Genomic DNA, 14,776 nt, shown 5'->3' on the forward strand with positions numbered 1-14,776 from the left:
AGGGACCGCTGATAGCATTTCAAGAGACTTTTTTCAGATTTTTTTACGCCGCTTCGGCGACTGTCAGACCGAGCAAACGGCTGACTTGATCCAGCTCGGTCTCACGCCGCAGCACGGTAAACAACTCCACTGCTTCGGGATAATTGCGCGTCAGCATTGCCAGCCATTGCTTCAAGCGACCCGGCGATTGGCGGGCTGTCATCTGCGCCTTGGCTTGCAGCCAGAAGTCCTGGATCAGCGGCAACAGCTCGGCCCAGGTCATCTCGACCACTTCTTCACCGGCTCGCGCTGCCGCGATTTGCCGGGCCAGGTCCGGGCGCGAGACCAGGCCGCGACCGAGCATGATGTCTTCGACGCCGCTGATCTCGCGGCAACGACGCCAGTCTTCGACGCTCCAGATGTCGCCATTGGCAAACACCGGCACCTTGACCACCTCTTGCACGCGCGGGATCCACTCCCAATGCGCTGGCGGTTTGTAGCCATCGGTCTTGGTCCGCGCATGCACCACGATGTGTGCTGCGCCGCCTTCAGCCAAAGCCGTGGCACAGACCAGCGAACCGTCGGGGCTGTCGAAGCCCAGACGCATCTTGGCCGTCACCGGGATGTGCGCAGGCACCGCGCGACGCACGTGCTCGACGATTTCGTTGAGCAGTTCAGGCTCTTTGAGCAACACCGCGCCGCCACGGGATTTGTTGACGGTCTTGGCCGGGCAACCGAAGTTCAGGTCGATGACTTCAGAGCCCAACTCACAGGCCAGCGCGGCGTTTTCTGCCAGGCACACTGGATCAGAACCGAGCAGTTGCACACGCAGAGGCACGCCGGACGCGGTGCGGGCACCGGTCAGCAGTTCGGGACCGAACTTGTGGTAGTAGGCAGGCGTGAGCAACTGATCGTTGATCCGGATAAACTCGGTCACGCACCAATCGATCCCGCCCACACGGGTCAGCACGTCCCGCAGGATGTTGTCGACCAACCCCTCCATGGGCGCCAAAGCAATTTGCATGAAAAACACACTCGACGAAAAACGTGCGGCAGTTTACTGGATTGCGCGGGGAATCTGCAGAACATCCCACATTAGATGTTGGTCGTATCTAACATTTGTAACGCCGGGCCGTAGCCCTCGATGAACTCCGGCGGCATGCGCTTGGGCTTGCCGGTCGACAGTTCGATGCAGACGAACGTGGTTTGTGCGCGCAGTAACGTGGTGTTGTCGCGCGGGCGTTTCAACTGGAAGTGTCGGGTCATTTTCAGGCGCTGATCCCAATCGACGATCCAGGTCGCCAACTGCAACTCATCATCTTCGTAGGCGGCGGCCAGGTAATCGATCTCGTGCCGCACCACCGCCATCGCCCTGTCCAGTCGCCGATATTCGACCAGATCAAGGCCCAGACGCTGCGAGTGGCGCCAGGCGCAACGCTCGAGCCATGTCACGTACACCGCGTTATTGGCGTGACCCAGCCCGTCGATGTCCTCGGCGCCCACTTGCAGATCAATGATAAATGGCGTTGCCCGATCCCAGCTCATGCCCCACTCCCGGTCAGATAATGTCGACCGGGGCAGTGTAACGGATGCTTACGCCGATTGGCGCGATTGCAGGCTGCGACCGGCCAGGAGTGATAACACGCCATCAATGACCCGGGGATCGGCCAGCACTTTCTGATGGCCGCCCTCTTCGAGACGCAGCAAGCGGCTGTCAAACCAGGCTTCGTGGATCAGTTGCGATTCCTTGACCGACACAAAGCAGTCATCTTCGGCATGGACGATCAGGCCCGGCATGTCGAGCTGATAGTGCGCCACGTCCATCGCTGCGGCGCGCATGCCGACGTCTTTCTCGACCTGACGGATGAAGGCCGAACGCGCCTTGGGCGGCAGTCGCACGTACTTGGCAAAGCCACGCAGCACGCCGAGAATCCGCGCCGGAGCGGCGATGGTGACCAGGGTTTCGGTGCGCAAACCCAATTGGACGGCGAGCATCGCACTGGCGCCGCCCATCGAATGACCGATGACCGCTTGCAGCGGCGGCAATTCGGCGGCGGCTTCGAGCATGGCCCGGGCAAACAGCACGACGTTCGCCTCTTCACCCGGTGAACGACCATGCGCGGGACCATCGAGGGCGACCACGCTGTAACCCGCATCGACGAGTGCAGTGATAATGCTGGCGAACTGCGTCGGCCGCCCTTCCCACCCGTGCATCAGCAATACGGCAGGGCCTTGACCCCAGCGCAGCGCCGAGAGCCCAAAGCGCAGCGTGATACGTTCGGACTTCGCCAGCAGCGGCAACTCCCAATCACGCGGAGGCAGTTCTCGCGGGCTCATGAATGCCAGTCGCATTCTGCTCGCGACCAGTTGTGGTGCGAACCAGCCCAAGGTGCCATTAACGCCACGAACCCACTTCAACGTGCTCATCGCTCTCACTCCTCAGGCCAATGCCTTCAGGTCACAGCACCGCCGATTTGGCGGCGCGCAGCAATCGATCGGACAACTCTCCCGGCCCCAGCGCGCGGGCCAGCGCCAAACCACCCACCATCAAGGCCATGTCAGCCAAGGCTTTGTCAGTGTCTTCCGGGCTGGCCGCCAACTGCGCGACCATCATTTCCACATGCTCATTCAGTGCGACACGAAACGCGTCCGGCAGCCGCCCCAACTCGCCGACCGAAGCCGGAATCGGGCACGCCGACTCAGAAGAGTCACGGTGTTTACGCGACAGGTAAAACGCCGCCACCAAGGCGCGACGCTCTTCGCCGGTCAACTCGGCATCCATGTCGGCGATCAGGCCTCGACGGTGACCGAGCAACTGCTGGAACGCTTCCAGCATCATTGCGTCCTTGCTTTCGAAGTGCGCATAAAAGCCGCCGACGGTCAGGCCGGCTGCGCCCATCACTTCGCCAACGCTCGGTTCTGCCGGGCCGCGCTGAATCAGCGCTGCGCTGGCAGCCTTGAGGATGCGTTCGCGGGTTTGAGCTTTTTTATCGTTCATCGTTGCCTCCGAATATTACGACTAGAATATTATTCTCATAATAATTTTTCGCAAGTCGTGGATGTGACCGCTGGTCTGAAGAACAGTTTGAAAGAAATTGGGGGATTTGGCCAAACGCCAGACAAACAAAAGGGCCATTCAATAATTGAATGACCCTTATAAAATCCCGCAGAGCGGGTAATCGTGGCGTCCCCTAGGGGACTCGAACCCCTGTTACCGCCGTGAAAGGGCGGTGTCCTAGGCCACTAGACGAAGGGGACGCAAAACCTTCTATACAACTGATCAGTGCTGAGAGCTGATCGATTCAAGGCCGGTGTGGCCAGACCTTGAACTGTAAAATTGGTGGAGCTAAACGGGATCGAACCGTTGACCTCTTGCATGCCATGCAAGCGCTCTCCCAGCTGAGCTATAGCCCCGATTTATCGCCTGGCGGCGGAGCAGCATCTTGCGACACTGCTTCTGTAAAACTGGCGTCCCCTAGGGGACTCGAACCCCTGTTACCGCCGTGAAAGGGCGGTGTCCTAGGCCACTAGACGAAGGGGACGCAAACCCTTCTATACAACAGATCAGCGCTGAGTGCTGATCGCTTCAAGGCCGGTGTGGCCAGACCTTGAAGTGTAAATTGGTGGAGCTAGACGGGATCGAACCGTCGACCTCTTGCATGCCATGCAAGCGCTCTCCCAGCTGAGCTATAGCCCCTCATCGCTGAGGACGGGGCGAATCTTAATGGCGGATCGAAAAGCTGTCAAACTTATTTTTAAAATATTTCAAAGTTTTTTGCCGACATAACAATCACTTACCGCCCTCCCCCCGGAAAATCAGGGGGAGCGCCGAAGATCGCGATCAAATGATCGCGCCCTTCGGCGGTTGCTGCAGGGTCAAACGTCCTCAGGCGATGTTGCCCAAGAGTTTTTCCCATTCCTTGTTTTCTTTCTTCGACACGCCGCCCAGCAGGTCAATCGCCTGACGCAGACGGAAACGAGTCAGGTCCGGACCGAGGATTTCCATCGCATCCAGCACCGACACCGAGCTGGCCTGCCCCGTGATCGCCGCGAACATCAGCGGCATGGCGTCACGCAGCTTCAGTTCCAGCGATTCGACCACTGCCTGAATCGTCGCGGTGATGCTGTCCTTTTCCCACTGACGCAGGCTTTCCAGCTTCCACAGGATCAACTGCATCAACTGACGAACCTGATCGCCCGACAGCTTCTTGGACTCGAACAGCTTGGCATCCGGATTCACACCACCGGCAAAGAAGAACCCGGCCAGCGGAGCCACTTGGCTGAACGTTTCAACCCGGCCCTGAACGTGCGGCGCGATCTTCATCATGTACTCAGGGTTCAGCGCCCAGGTTTGCAGGCGCGAAGCGAACTCTTCCACTGGCAGGTCACGCAACCACTGGCCGTTGAGCCAGGACAGCTTCTCGACGTCGAAAATCGGTCCGCCCAGCGAGACACGGCTCAGGTCGAAATTGTCGACCATTTCCTGCAACGAGAATTTCTCGCGCTCGTCCGGCATCGACCAGCCCATGCGCCCCAGGTAGTTGAGCATCGCTTCCGGCATGAAGCCCATACGCTCGTAGAACGTTACCGAGGTCGGGTTCTTGCGCTTGGACAGCTTGCTCTTGTCCGGGTTACGCAGCAGCGGCATGTAGCACAGCTCCGGTTGTTCCCAGCCGAAGTACTCGTAAAGCAGGATCAGTTTCGGTGCCGATGGCAGCCACTCTTCGCCGCGCAGGACGTGGGTGATGCCCATCAGGTGGTCGTCGACCACGTTGGCCAGGAAGTACGTCGGCAGGCCGTCGGTCTTCATCAGCACTTGCATGTCCATGCGATCCCACGGGATCTCGACGTCGCCACGCAGCATGTCCGGCACCACGCACACGCCTTCGCTCGGCACTTTCATGCGGATTACGTGAGGTTCGCCAGCGGCCAGCCGGCGCGCGACTTCTTCCTTGGACAGCAACAACGCACGGCCGTCGTAACGCGGGGTTTCGCCGCGAGCCATTTGCTCGGCGCGCATCTGGTCCAGTTCTTCGGCGGTGCAGAAGCACGGGAAGGCATGGCCCATTTCAACCAGTTGCTGGCAATACTTCTGATAGATATCGCCGCGCTCGCTCTGACGGTAAGGACCGTGCGGGCCGCCGACGTCCGGGCCTTCGCTCCAGTCGATACCCAACCAGCGCAGAGCGTCGAAAATCTGCTGTTCGGACTCGCGGGTCGAACGCAACTGGTCGGTGTCTTCGATCCGCAGGATGAACTCACCGCCATGCTGCTTGGCAAAGCAGTAGTTGAACAAAGCGATGTAAGCGGTACCTACGTGGGGGTCCCCGGTAGGCGATGGCGCGATGCGCGTGCGGACGGTGGTCATGGCAAGTCTCGAATGAAGATAAATCAAAGGGCGAATGGTAACAGGCGATACCCGCCCGGCTCCAGTGAGCAGGGCATTTAAGCCAAGTTTGCGCCTACAACGCGCGTATCCCCGGGTGAATGGCCGAATATCAGCCGATGGCATTTACCGCTTGTCGGCTGTATGACAGATTCACCAGCTGATAACTTTCCTTACAATTTCTCGACTACAGTCTGCCCCATGCCTGCCCAACTCAAGCGTCGCCTGTTTATTTTCCTGTTGCTCGTCCTGCTGATTGCCGGGGGTTTCTTTGCCCAGTGGTTCTTCAAGGGACGGTTTTATGAAAGCACCGACAACGCCTATGTCCAGGGCGAGATCACCCGTGTCTCGAGTCAGTTGGGCGCGCGCATCGACCAAGTACTGGTGCACGACAACGAGCACGTCGAGAAAGGCCAGCTGCTGATCAAGCTCGAAGGCGCCGATTTCGACCTCGCCGTCGACCGCGCCAACGCGACACTCGCCACCCGCCAGGCCGAACGCCTGCAAGCGCAAAGCAAACTGACCCAGCAATCGAGCCTGATCGCCGCCAGCGAAGCGCAGGTCGCGTCCAGCCAGGCCAGCCTCGGCCGCTCGCTGATCGATTTGACCCGCGCCCAGACCTTGCGCAAACCCGGCTACATCTCGGAAGAACGGGTGACCACCCTCTCCGCCGACAACCACATCGCGCGCTCGCAAGTGGCCAAGGCCCAGGCCGACGCACAGGGCCAACGCCAGCAGGTCAACGCCCTGAATGCCGAGATCAAGCGCCTCGACGCGCAGATAGCCAACGCCAAGGCCGACCTCGCACAAGCCGAACTGAACCTGACCCGCAGCGAAATCCACGCGCCGATCAGCGGCCTGATCGGCCAGCGCGCTGCCCGCGAGGGCCAAGTGGTGCAGGCCGGCGCGTATTTGCTGTCGATCGTCCCGGACCAGGACATCTGGATTCAGGCCAACTTCAAGGAAACCCAGATCGGCCACATGCAGCCCGGCCAAAGCGCCGAGCTGACCTTCGACGCCTACAGCGACACGCCGATCAAGGCACGCGTCGACAGCCTGTTCGCCGCGTCGGGCGCGCAGTTCAGCCTGTTGCCACCGGACAATGCCACCGGCAACTTCACCAAAGTCGTACAACGGATTCCGGTAAAACTGACGTTCGACGCGGACAATCCGCTGCGCGGCAGGATCCGCCCGGGCATGTCAGTCACCGCCAAAGTGAACATCAAAGACGCCCCTGGCGATGGCCGGTGATCAACTGATCCGCCCGGTCGGCGAACCGACCCGGCGGGACTGGATCGCAGTCATGAGCGTGATGCTCGGCGCCTTCATGGCCGTGCTTGATATCCAGATCACCAACTCCTCGCTCAAAGACATTCAGGGCGCCCTGTCGGCCACCCTGGAGGAAGGTTCGTGGATTTCCACCTCGTACCTGGTGGCGGAAATCATCATGATTCCGCTGACCGCCTGGCTGGTGCAATTGCTCTCGGCGCGGCGACTGGCGGTGTGGGTTTCACTGGGATTCCTCGCCTCCTCGCTGCTGTGTTCCATGGCGTGGAGCCTGGAAAGCATGATCGTCTTCCGCGCCATGCAAGGCTTTACCGGCGGCGCGCTGATCCCGCTGGCGTTCACCCTGACGCTGATCAAACTCCCGGAACATCACCGCGCCAAAGGCATGGCCATGTTCGCCATGACCGCCACCTTCGCGCCTTCCATCGGCCCGACGCTGGGCGGCTGGCTGACCGAGAATTGGGGCTGGGAATACATCTTCTACATCAACGTGCCGCCGGGCCTGATCATGATCGCCGGCCTGATGTATGGCCTCGAAAAGAAGGAAGCGCACTGGGAGCTGCTCAAAAGCACCGATTACATGGGCATTCTCACCCTTGGCGTCGGACTCGGTTGTTTGCAGGTGTTTCTGGAGGAAGGCCATCGCAAGGACTGGCTGGAATCGAACCTGATCGTAACCCTGGGCAGCATTGCGCTGATCAGCCTGATCACCTTTGTGATCGTGCAGTTTTCCAAGCCCAACCCGCTGATCAACCTCGGCATCCTGCGCAACCGCAACTTTGGCCTGTCGAGTATTTCCAGCCTGGGGATGGGGGTCGGGTTGTACGGCTCGATTTATCTGTTGCCGTTGTATCTGGCGCAGATCCAGAACTACAACGCCCTGCAGATCGGCGAAGTGATCATGTGGATGGGCGTGCCGCAGCTGTTTCTGATTCCGCTGGTGCCCAAGCTGATGAAGTACATTTCGCCGAAGTGGCTGTGCACGCTGGGATTCGGCTTGTTCGGGCTGGCGAGTTTTTCATCGGGGGTGCTGAACCCGGACTTTGCCGGACCGCAGTTCAATCAGATCCAGATCATCCGCGCGCTCGGCCAACCCCTGATCATGGTCACTATTTCGCTGATCGCCACCGCGTACATCCTGCCGCAGGACGCGGGCTCGGCGTCGAGCCTGTTCAACATCCTGCGCAACCTCGGCGGCGCGATTGGCATCGCCCTCCTCGCCACGCTGCTGGATGCGCGAACCAAGACCTACTTCGATTACTTGCGCGAAGCCATCGTGCCGAGCAATCCACAGGTGGCCGAGCGGCTGGCGTCAATGGCGGACCGGTTGGGCAATGAGACGGCGGCGCTGGGGAAAATCAGTGAGATTGCGCATCAGCAGGCGTCGATCATGGCTTACAACGATGCGTTTCACTTTGTCGGGATTGCGTTGGGGGTGAGCATGCTCGCAATCTTGCTGACCAAGAAATTGCCGGAGGGGATTAAGGCTGGGGAAGCACACTAGTCAAGACCTGCGGAGCTCAGGCGACCGTTTTCGCGAGCAGGCTCGCTCCCACAAGGTTCAGTGTAATCCCTGTGGGAGCGAGCCCGCTCGCGAAGAGGCCATCCCAGGCACTGCAAAATTCAGACAGTGATCAACCGCTCCCGCAACTTGCCAATCTCATCACGCATCTGCGCCGCCGCTTCAAACTCCAGATCACGCGCCAACGCGTACATCTTCTCTTCCAGGGCTTTGATACGCTTGGCGATCTCACCCGGCGAGCGCAATTCCGCTTCGTACTTGGCGCTCTCCTCGGCAGCCTTGGCCATGCCTTTGCGCTTCTTGCTGCGCGAGCCTGGCACGGTGGCACCTTCCATGATGTCGGCGACGTCCTTGAACACACCCTTCGGCGTGATGCCGTTGGCCAGGTTGAAAGCGATCTGTTTGTCGCGACGACGCTCGGTTTCGCCGATCGCCCGCTCCATGGAACCGGTGATGCGATCAGCGTACAAAATTGCCCGACCATTGAGGTTACGCGCCGCCCGGCCGATGGTCTGGATCAGTGAGCGCTCGGAACGCAGGAAGCCCTCCTTGTCCGCATCAAGAATCGCCACCAGCGACACTTCCGGCATGTCCAGGCCTTCGCGCAGCAGGTTGATCCCCACCAGCACGTCGAACGTACCGAGGCGCAAATCACGAATGATTTCGACCCGCTCCACGGTGTCGATGTCCGAGTGCAGGTAACGCACGCGAACGCCGTGGTCGGCCAGGTAATCGGTCAAGTCTTCGGACATGCGCTTGGTCAAGGTCGTGACCAGCACCCGCTCTTCGAGCGCGACACGCTTGCCGATTTCCGAGAGCAAGTCGTCGACCTGGGTCAACGCCGGGCGGATTTCGATCTGAGGATCGACCAGCCCCGTCGGACGCACAAGCTGCTCAACGACACGCCCCGCATGTTCCGCCTCGTAATTGCCGGGCGTCGCCGAGACGAAAATCGTCTGCGGGCTGATGCTTTCGAACTCGTCGAAACGCATCGGCCGGTTATCCAGCGCCGACGGCAGGCGGAAACCGTATTCCACCAGCGTTTCTTTACGCGAACGGTCGCCCTTATACATGGCGCCAACCTGCGGCACGCTGACGTGGGATTCGTCGATGACCAGCAAGGCGTCGGCCGGCAGGTAGTCGAACAACGTCGGTGGCGCCTGGCCCGATTCACGGCCGGACAGGTAGCGCGAGTAGTTTTCGATACCGTTGCAATAGCCCAACTCGAGGATCATTTCCAGGTCGAAGCGCGTGCGTTGCTCCAGACGCTGGGCCTCAACAAGCTTGTTGTTGGTGCGCAGATAATCCAGACGCTCCTGCAACTCGACCTTGATCCCTTCGACGGCACCGAGCAGGGTTTCTCGTGGCGTTACGTAGTGGCTTTTCGGATAGAACGTGAAGCGCGGCAGCTTGCGGATCACTTCGCCGGTCAGTGGATCGAAGGCTGACAGGCTCTCGACCTCGTCATCGAACAGCTCGATGCGGATCGCTTCGAAGTCGGATTCGGCCGGGTGGATGTCAATCACATCGCCACGCACGCGGAAGGTCGCACGGGCGAAGTCCATGTCATTGCGGGTGTATTGCAGGTCCGCCAGGCGACGCAGCAAGGCGCGCTGATCGAGTTTGTCGCCGCGATCCACGTGCAACACCATCTTCAAATAGGTTTCCGGGCTGCCCAGACCGTAGATGCATGAGACGGTGGTGACGATGATCGCGTCTTTGCGCTCCAGCAACGCCTTGGTCGCGGACAGACGCATCTGCTCGATGTGGTCGTTGATCGATGCATCCTTCTCGATGAAGGTGTCCGACGACGGCACGTAGGCTTCGGGCTGGTAGTAGTCGTAGTAGGAAACGAAGTATTCGACGGCGTTGTTCGGGAAGAACGCCTTGAACTCGCCATACAACTGCGCGGCCAGGGTCTTGTTTGGCGCCAGCACCAGGGTCGGACGCTGCACTTGCGCGATCACGTTGGCGATGCTGAAGGTCTTGCCGGAACCGGTCACACCGAGCAACGTCTGGTGCGCCAGCCCGGCTTCGATGCCCTCGACCATCAGGCGGATGGCTTCCGGCTGATCGCCGGCGGGCTCGAAGCGGGTGACTAGCTGGAATTCAGACATTCGATACCCCTGGGGTCGCGCCTGTCCGGCCAAACCGGACAGCAACGAGAAAGACCGCAAACGACCGACGTCGCCCGAGGAAAAAACTGGATTGTGCTCAATGTGGAGTCGATTGCCTGCTCTTTCAAGGCAAACGTCCTACATCCCGTGAATCCTTTGACGACGGCAATCGACTAACGGTCGAAAAATAATCGGAAAAACTTAGCTGAAAAGCCGAAACGGCTGTCGCCATCGGTCGCCGATGGCCTCTATACTAGCTCCCCGTTTGTGCACCGCTCTAGTGCATTCGGCTGGAGCGCCACACGTCCCTCCACTCTCCATTCAGAGCCGCCGCAAAAATGAGCCTGTTCTCCGCTGTCGAAATGGCACCACGCGATCCAATCCTGGGCCTCAACGAAGCATTCAACGCCGATACCCGTACCAACAAGGTCAACCTGGGAGTCGGTGTTTACTGCAACGAGGAGGGGAAAATTCCACTCCTGCGCGCCGTTGTCGAAGCCGAGACGATTCGCGTCGCTCAACACGCTTCCCGTGGCTACTTGCCAATCGACGGTATCGCCGCCTACGACCAGGCTGTGCAGAAACTGCTGTTCGGCAATGACTCGCCACTGATCGCCGCTGGCCGCGTCATCACCACCCAGGCTGTGGGCGGTACCGGTGCGCTGAAAATCGGCGCCGACTTCCTCAAGCAACTGCTGCCGAACGCCGTCGTGGCGATCAGTGACCCAAGCTGGGAAAACCACCGCGCCCTGTTCGAAACCGCTGGTTTCCCGGTGCAAAACTACCGCTACTACGACGCCGCGACCCACGACGTAAACCGCGTCGGCCTGCTCGAAGACCTGAACGCCCTGCCCGCAGGCTCGATCGTTGTGCTGCACGCCTGCTGCCACAACCCGACCGGCGTGGACCTGAGCCCGGCGGACTGGAACAACGTGCTGGAAGTGGTTAAAGCCAAAGGCCACGTGCCGTTCCTCGACATGGCCTACCAAGGCTTTGGCGACGGCATCGACGAAGACGCCGCCGCAGTGCGCCTGTTCGCTGAATCGGGCCTGACCTTCTTCGTATCGAGCTCGTTCTCCAAATCGTTCTCGCTGTACGGCGAGCGCGTTGGCGCCCTGTCGATCGTCAGCGAATCGAAAGAAGAAAGCGCGCGCGTGCTGTCGCAAGTCAAACGCGTGATCCGCACCAACTACTCCAACCCGCCAACCCACGGTGCAAGCATCGTCGCCGCTGTATTGAACAGCCCGGTATTGCGCGCCCAGTGGGAAGAAGAACTGGCTGAAATGCGTCTGCGGATTCGCGGCATGCGCATCCAGATGGTCGACACCCTGGCAAAAAACGCCCCGCAGCGTGACTTCAGCTTCGTCGGCCGTCAGCGTGGCATGTTCTCTTACTCCGGCTTGACGGTTGAGCAAGTCACCCGCCTGCGCACCGAGTTCGGCATCTACGCCCTGGACACCGGCCGCATCTGCGTGGCGGCGTTGAACCAGAGCAACATCGACGCAGTGACCAAGGCGATCGTTGCGGTGATCTGAGTCATCGAGTAGTAAAAAAAACGGGAAGCCCTTGGGCTTCCCGTTTTGTTTGCTTCAGATAATTCCCAGCGCAGCGAACGAGCGCTCTAGACTGCACGCAGATCAAATGTGGGAGCGAGCCTGCTCGCGAAGTCGTCGTGTCAGACAACATCAATGTTGAATGCAATGCCCCTTCGCGAGCAGGCTCGCTCCCACAAGTTTTGTGTACACCCGAGAATTCTGACGAGAACCCACATGAAAAACGATGACCTACGCGCCGACCGCGATGAGCTGGACGACTTCGTCCCTCGCACCCCGGCCAAACGCGGGAATAACCTGGTACTGCAAGTCGCTGCGGGTGTGTTTCTCGGCGGCCTGGCCTTGTGGCTGGTGCAACTGGCCGCCACAACGCTCTACGCCAAAATGATGCTTGGCACTTTTACGTTCGGCGGTTAAGCCAGTTCAGTAGCACGCTGGCTGGCGGCGTCGTCATAGGCGACATAGAGCGACTCGGCAATCTGACTCTTGATCGCCTTGGCACTCTCCAGGCCCAGAACAAACCCTTCAGCCTTGCCACCGGCACGGTTCAGATCCTCGACCGTGCCGGCCTGCGTGATTGCGTCGAGCAGTTTTTCGGCGTGAGGGCCGACACCTTTGGGCAAGCTGATCTGAGCGATGCTCATGCGAACACCCCGTTGGTGTGAGGTGCAAGGATTGAATGGTTCATGGCGCATACCTGTTTCGGCGAATGGCCGGTAGCGCGTGTGACCACTTCCGGGCAGCCATGGTAGACCTCTGGGACGATTCTGGTAACCGCCCACGGTCGATAAACCACCGTCTGTCCCGACGAATCGCTCAAGTTGCTATCAGGCGCTTGACTTCTCTTTTTGAATCAGTAACATAGGCGCCATTCCGCGATAGCTCAGTTGGTAGAGCAAGTGACTGTTAATCACTGGGTCCCTGGTTCGAGTCCAGGTCGTGGAGCCATCTAGATACACAAAAAAGGTCAGCGCTTAGCTGGCCTTTTTTTGTGCCTGTTTATTGAGTTATCCAACTCGCCCCTGCGCTCCGCCCTTCCCCGCAATGCAATTAACAACCCCTCGCAGTCACGCTGAAAATTAGCAACCAGCACTAAATAAAACATTGGCTGACGCGGTTGCTTCCTTGCAAAAGGGTGGCCTACTGCTATCGTCCAAGACAGCAACAATTTGTATTAGTTCCAAAGCAATATGACCTGTCGCCAGCGATGGCCAAGCCGTTGAATTTGCAACGATTCAGCTGCAAGCACAGGGGCAGGCACTTCGCTATCGGTGACACATTTTGCCGCTCGAATGGAGCGATTTGAATAAGGACCAGCGCTTGTCTTCCTATGACTTTGACCGCAATTATTCCTCCGTTCGACCTGATTTCACCCCCTTGATTTGGCCCGTCCTGGCCATTGCCTCGGGCGGTGCTGTGTCGCTACTGGCCTTTGCCGGGATGGCAGCACCGCAAGTGACGGCCGCCCTGATTCTGCTCGCCTGCGGCGGCGGTGCCAGTGCCTGGATTGTCCGCGTTCAGCGCAAGCTATTCGACCAGGCACTGAGCCACGCCCATGCCAGCAGCCTGAGCCAACATCAGGCCGCCAGTGCCGCGTCCGCAGCCAACGGTCTGGAGGCCGTGTGCCTGGAAGCGGTGCCGATCTGGACCAAGCAGATCGAGAACTCCCGCAGCCAGACCGAGCAGGCCATCGTCACGCTGAGCCAGCGCTTCTCAGGCATCTACAGCAAGCTGGAAGAAGCCGTGCAGACTTCGCAGCAAGCGGCTGAAGGCCTGGCCGGCGATGCCCAGAGCGGCGCGGTGGTGGTGCTCGCGCAGAGCGAAACGGAACTGACGCAGGTGGTCAATTCCCTCAAGGCCACGCAACTGAGCCGCGACGAGATGCTGGAACAAGTGCGCAGCCTCACCGACTACACCGGCGAACTGCTGAGCATGTCTAAAGAAGTTGCGGCGATTGCTGCGCAAACCAATCTCTTGGCGCTGAATGCCGCGATTGAAGCCGCTCGAGCAGGCGAAGCCGGCCGTGGTTTCGCCGTGGTGGCCGATGCCGTGCGTAGCTTGTCGAGTCTCTCCAGCGACACCGGGAAAAAGATGTCGGCCACCGTCGGCATCATCAACAGCGCCATCACCCGACTGGTCGAAGTCGCCGACAACACTTCGGCGAATGACCAGCACTCGGTCTCCGCCTCCGAAGCCAGCATTCAACATGTACTGGATCGTTTTCACAGCATTACCCAGCGCCTGTCGGGCTCTACCGAGTTGCTGCAGCAAGAGAGCGTCGGCATCCGTGACGAAATCAGCGAGGTCCTGATCGGCCTGCAGTTCCAGGATCGCGTCAGCCAGATCCTCTCCCATGTTCGCGACAACATGCAGGCCTTGCACCAGCACTTGCAGAACGGCCAGCGCAATCCGGATCAATTGGAACAGATCGATGCCCGTGCCTGGTTGGCGAGCATGGAGCTGACCTACGCCACCGATGAGCAGCGACAAATCCATCACGGACACAGTTCCAGCGCCGCCAAGGAACAGGAAATCACTTTCTTCTAGCAGGAGAGCAGCATGGCTAAAACCGTAATGGTCGTCGACGATTCCAGCAGCGTACGCCAGGTGGTCAGCATTGCCTTGAAAGGGGCTGGCTACGACGTGATCGAGGCCAGCGATGGCAAAGATGCGCTGACCAAGCTGAACGGACAGAAAATCCACCTGATGATCAGCGATGTGAACATGCCCAACATGGATGGCATCACGTTGGTCAAGGAGGTGAAGAAGCTGGCCAACTACAAGTTCACCCCAATCATCATGCTGACCACCGAATCCCAGGAAGCGAAGAAACAGGAAGGCCAGGCTGCCGGGGCCAGGGCCTGGGTGGTCAAGCCTTTCCAGCCGGCACAGATGCTGGCCGCCGTCGCCAAACTGATCCTGCCTTGATCGA

General features: G+C 59.6%; 13 protein-coding genes and 5 tRNA genes. 7 read left to right on the forward strand and 11 right to left on the reverse strand.

Annotated elements, in window-relative coordinates:
- Positions 1–43: 43 nt before the first annotated feature.
- The 9 genes from ACWKV5_RS03315 to gltX form a co-directional block, all read right to left on the reverse strand.
- Entirely contained in the window at positions 44–1,003 is a 960-nt protein-coding gene (locus ACWKV5_RS03315; protein WP_483840158.1) for a tRNA dihydrouridine synthase, read from the reverse strand.
- A 71-nt stretch (positions 1,004–1,074) separates the two neighbouring features.
- The gene (locus ACWKV5_RS03320) at positions 1,075–1,524 is read right to left on the reverse strand and encodes an acyl-CoA thioesterase (RefSeq protein ID WP_483840159.1); all 450 of its coding nucleotides are present in this window, start codon (positions 1,522–1,524) and stop codon (positions 1,075–1,077) included.
- Positions 1,525–1,572: 48 nt separating this feature from the next.
- A complete protein-coding gene (locus ACWKV5_RS03325; RefSeq protein ID WP_483840160.1) occupies positions 1,573–2,406 on the reverse strand; it encodes an alpha/beta fold hydrolase in 834 nt (277 codons plus the stop codon).
- Positions 2,407–2,437: 31 nt separating this feature from the next.
- Positions 2,438–2,977: a TetR/AcrR family transcriptional regulator gene (locus tag ACWKV5_RS03330; RefSeq protein ID WP_310260239.1), complete on the reverse strand. Its 540-nt coding sequence runs from the start codon at positions 2,975–2,977 to the stop codon at positions 2,438–2,440.
- Between the two features lie 184 nt (positions 2,978–3,161).
- Positions 3,162–3,237, reverse strand: a tRNA-Glu gene (locus ACWKV5_RS03335).
- A gap of 80 nt (positions 3,238–3,317) precedes the next feature.
- Positions 3,318–3,393, reverse strand: a tRNA-Ala gene (locus ACWKV5_RS03340).
- A gap of 52 nt (positions 3,394–3,445) precedes the next feature.
- Positions 3,446–3,521: transfer RNA gene (locus ACWKV5_RS03345), tRNA-Glu, on the reverse strand.
- A 79-nt stretch (positions 3,522–3,600) separates the two neighbouring features.
- Positions 3,601–3,676: transfer RNA gene (locus tag ACWKV5_RS03350), tRNA-Ala, on the reverse strand.
- A 189-nt stretch (positions 3,677–3,865) separates the two neighbouring features.
- Positions 3,866–5,347, reverse strand: a complete 1,482-nt coding sequence (gene gltX / locus ACWKV5_RS03355; RefSeq protein ID WP_219095866.1) for a glutamate--tRNA ligase — start codon at positions 5,345–5,347, stop codon at positions 3,866–3,868.
- A 219-nt stretch (positions 5,348–5,566) separates the two neighbouring features.
- On the opposite strand from gltX, the gene ACWKV5_RS03360 reads away from it, so the two are divergent.
- Together ACWKV5_RS03360 and ACWKV5_RS03365 are read left to right on the forward strand one after the other, a co-directional pair.
- Positions 5,567–6,616, forward strand: a complete 1,050-nt coding sequence (locus ACWKV5_RS03360) for an HlyD family secretion protein (protein WP_483840161.1) — start codon at positions 5,567–5,569, stop codon at positions 6,614–6,616.
- Positions 6,606–8,156, forward strand: a complete 1,551-nt coding sequence (locus ACWKV5_RS03365; protein ID WP_483840162.1) for an MDR family MFS transporter — start codon at positions 6,606–6,608, stop codon at positions 8,154–8,156. The genes ACWKV5_RS03360 and ACWKV5_RS03365 overlap by 11 nt, the downstream gene beginning before the upstream one ends.
- Positions 8,157–8,275: 119 nt before the next feature.
- Here the strand turns inward: ACWKV5_RS03365 and uvrB are convergent, their stop codons facing one another.
- Positions 8,276–10,291, reverse strand: coding sequence for an excinuclease ABC subunit UvrB (gene uvrB / locus ACWKV5_RS03370; RefSeq protein WP_483840163.1), 2,016 nt, complete (start codon positions 10,289–10,291; stop codon positions 8,276–8,278).
- A gap of 338 nt (positions 10,292–10,629) precedes the next feature.
- On the opposite strand from uvrB, the gene ACWKV5_RS03375 reads away from it, so the two are divergent.
- A complete protein-coding gene (locus ACWKV5_RS03375; RefSeq protein ID WP_483840164.1) occupies positions 10,630–11,826 on the forward strand; it encodes an amino acid aminotransferase in 1,197 nt (398 codons plus the stop codon).
- Between the two features lie 234 nt (positions 11,827–12,060).
- A complete protein-coding gene (locus ACWKV5_RS03380; RefSeq protein WP_483840165.1) occupies positions 12,061–12,261 on the forward strand; it encodes a hypothetical protein in 201 nt (66 codons plus the stop codon).
- On the opposite strand, the gene ACWKV5_RS03385 is transcribed toward ACWKV5_RS03380, so the two are convergent.
- Positions 12,258–12,488, reverse strand: coding sequence for a hypothetical protein (locus tag ACWKV5_RS03385; protein ID WP_483840166.1), 231 nt, complete (start codon positions 12,486–12,488; stop codon positions 12,258–12,260). The genes ACWKV5_RS03380 and ACWKV5_RS03385 overlap by 4 nt on opposite strands.
- A gap of 228 nt (positions 12,489–12,716) precedes the next feature.
- Between ACWKV5_RS03385 and ACWKV5_RS03390 the strand changes: the two genes are divergently transcribed.
- The 3 genes from ACWKV5_RS03390 to ACWKV5_RS03400 all read left to right on the forward strand — a co-directional run bounded on the left by ACWKV5_RS03390 (position 12,717) and on the right by ACWKV5_RS03400 (position 14,772).
- Positions 12,717–12,792 (forward strand) — tRNA-Asn (locus tag ACWKV5_RS03390).
- Positions 12,793–13,725: 933 nt separating this feature from the next.
- Positions 13,726–14,391, forward strand: coding sequence for a methyl-accepting chemotaxis protein (locus ACWKV5_RS03395; RefSeq protein ID WP_483840318.1), 666 nt, complete (start codon positions 13,726–13,728; stop codon positions 14,389–14,391).
- A 12-nt stretch (positions 14,392–14,403) separates the two neighbouring features.
- Positions 14,404–14,772 (forward strand): response regulator, encoded by a 369-nt coding sequence (locus ACWKV5_RS03400; RefSeq protein WP_027921610.1) that lies wholly within the window; start codon positions 14,404–14,406, stop codon positions 14,770–14,772.
- Positions 14,773–14,776: the final 4 nt, after the last annotated feature.

The organism is Pseudomonas oplopanacis, assembly GCF_057128725.1.

Coding starts and splice junctions, on each gene's coding strand:
- ACWKV5_RS03320 (WP_483840159.1), bottom strand. CDS start 1,524: ATGAGCTGGGATCGGGCAACGCCATTTATCATTGATCTGCAAGTGGGC.
- ACWKV5_RS03365 (WP_483840162.1), top strand. CDS start 6,606: ATGGCCGGTGATCAACTGATCCGCCCGGTCGGCGAACCGACCCGGCGG.
- gltX (WP_219095866.1), bottom strand. CDS start 5,347: ATGACCACCGTCCGCACGCGCATCGCGCCATCGCCTACCGGGGACCCC.
- ACWKV5_RS03330 (WP_310260239.1), bottom strand. CDS start 2,977: ATGAACGATAAAAAAGCTCAAACCCGCGAACGCATCCTCAAGGCTGCC.
- ACWKV5_RS03395 (WP_483840318.1), top strand. CDS start 13,726: ATGCTGGAACAAGTGCGCAGCCTCACCGACTACACCGGCGAACTGCTG.
- ACWKV5_RS03315 (WP_483840158.1), bottom strand. CDS start 1,003: ATGCAAATTGCTTTGGCGCCCATGGAGGGGTTGGTCGACAACATCCTG.
- ACWKV5_RS03380 (WP_483840165.1), top strand. CDS start 12,061: ATGAAAAACGATGACCTACGCGCCGACCGCGATGAGCTGGACGACTTC.
- ACWKV5_RS03385 (WP_483840166.1), bottom strand. CDS start 12,488: ATGAGCATCGCTCAGATCAGCTTGCCCAAAGGTGTCGGCCCTCACGCC.
- ACWKV5_RS03400 (WP_027921610.1), top strand. CDS start 14,404: ATGGCTAAAACCGTAATGGTCGTCGACGATTCCAGCAGCGTACGCCAG.
- uvrB (WP_483840163.1), bottom strand. CDS start 10,291: ATGTCTGAATTCCAGCTAGTCACCCGCTTCGAGCCCGCCGGCGATCAG.
- ACWKV5_RS03360 (WP_483840161.1), top strand. CDS start 5,567: ATGCCTGCCCAACTCAAGCGTCGCCTGTTTATTTTCCTGTTGCTCGTC.
- ACWKV5_RS03375 (WP_483840164.1), top strand. CDS start 10,630: ATGAGCCTGTTCTCCGCTGTCGAAATGGCACCACGCGATCCAATCCTG.
- ACWKV5_RS03325 (WP_483840160.1), bottom strand. CDS start 2,406: ATGAGCACGTTGAAGTGGGTTCGTGGCGTTAATGGCACCTTGGGCTGG.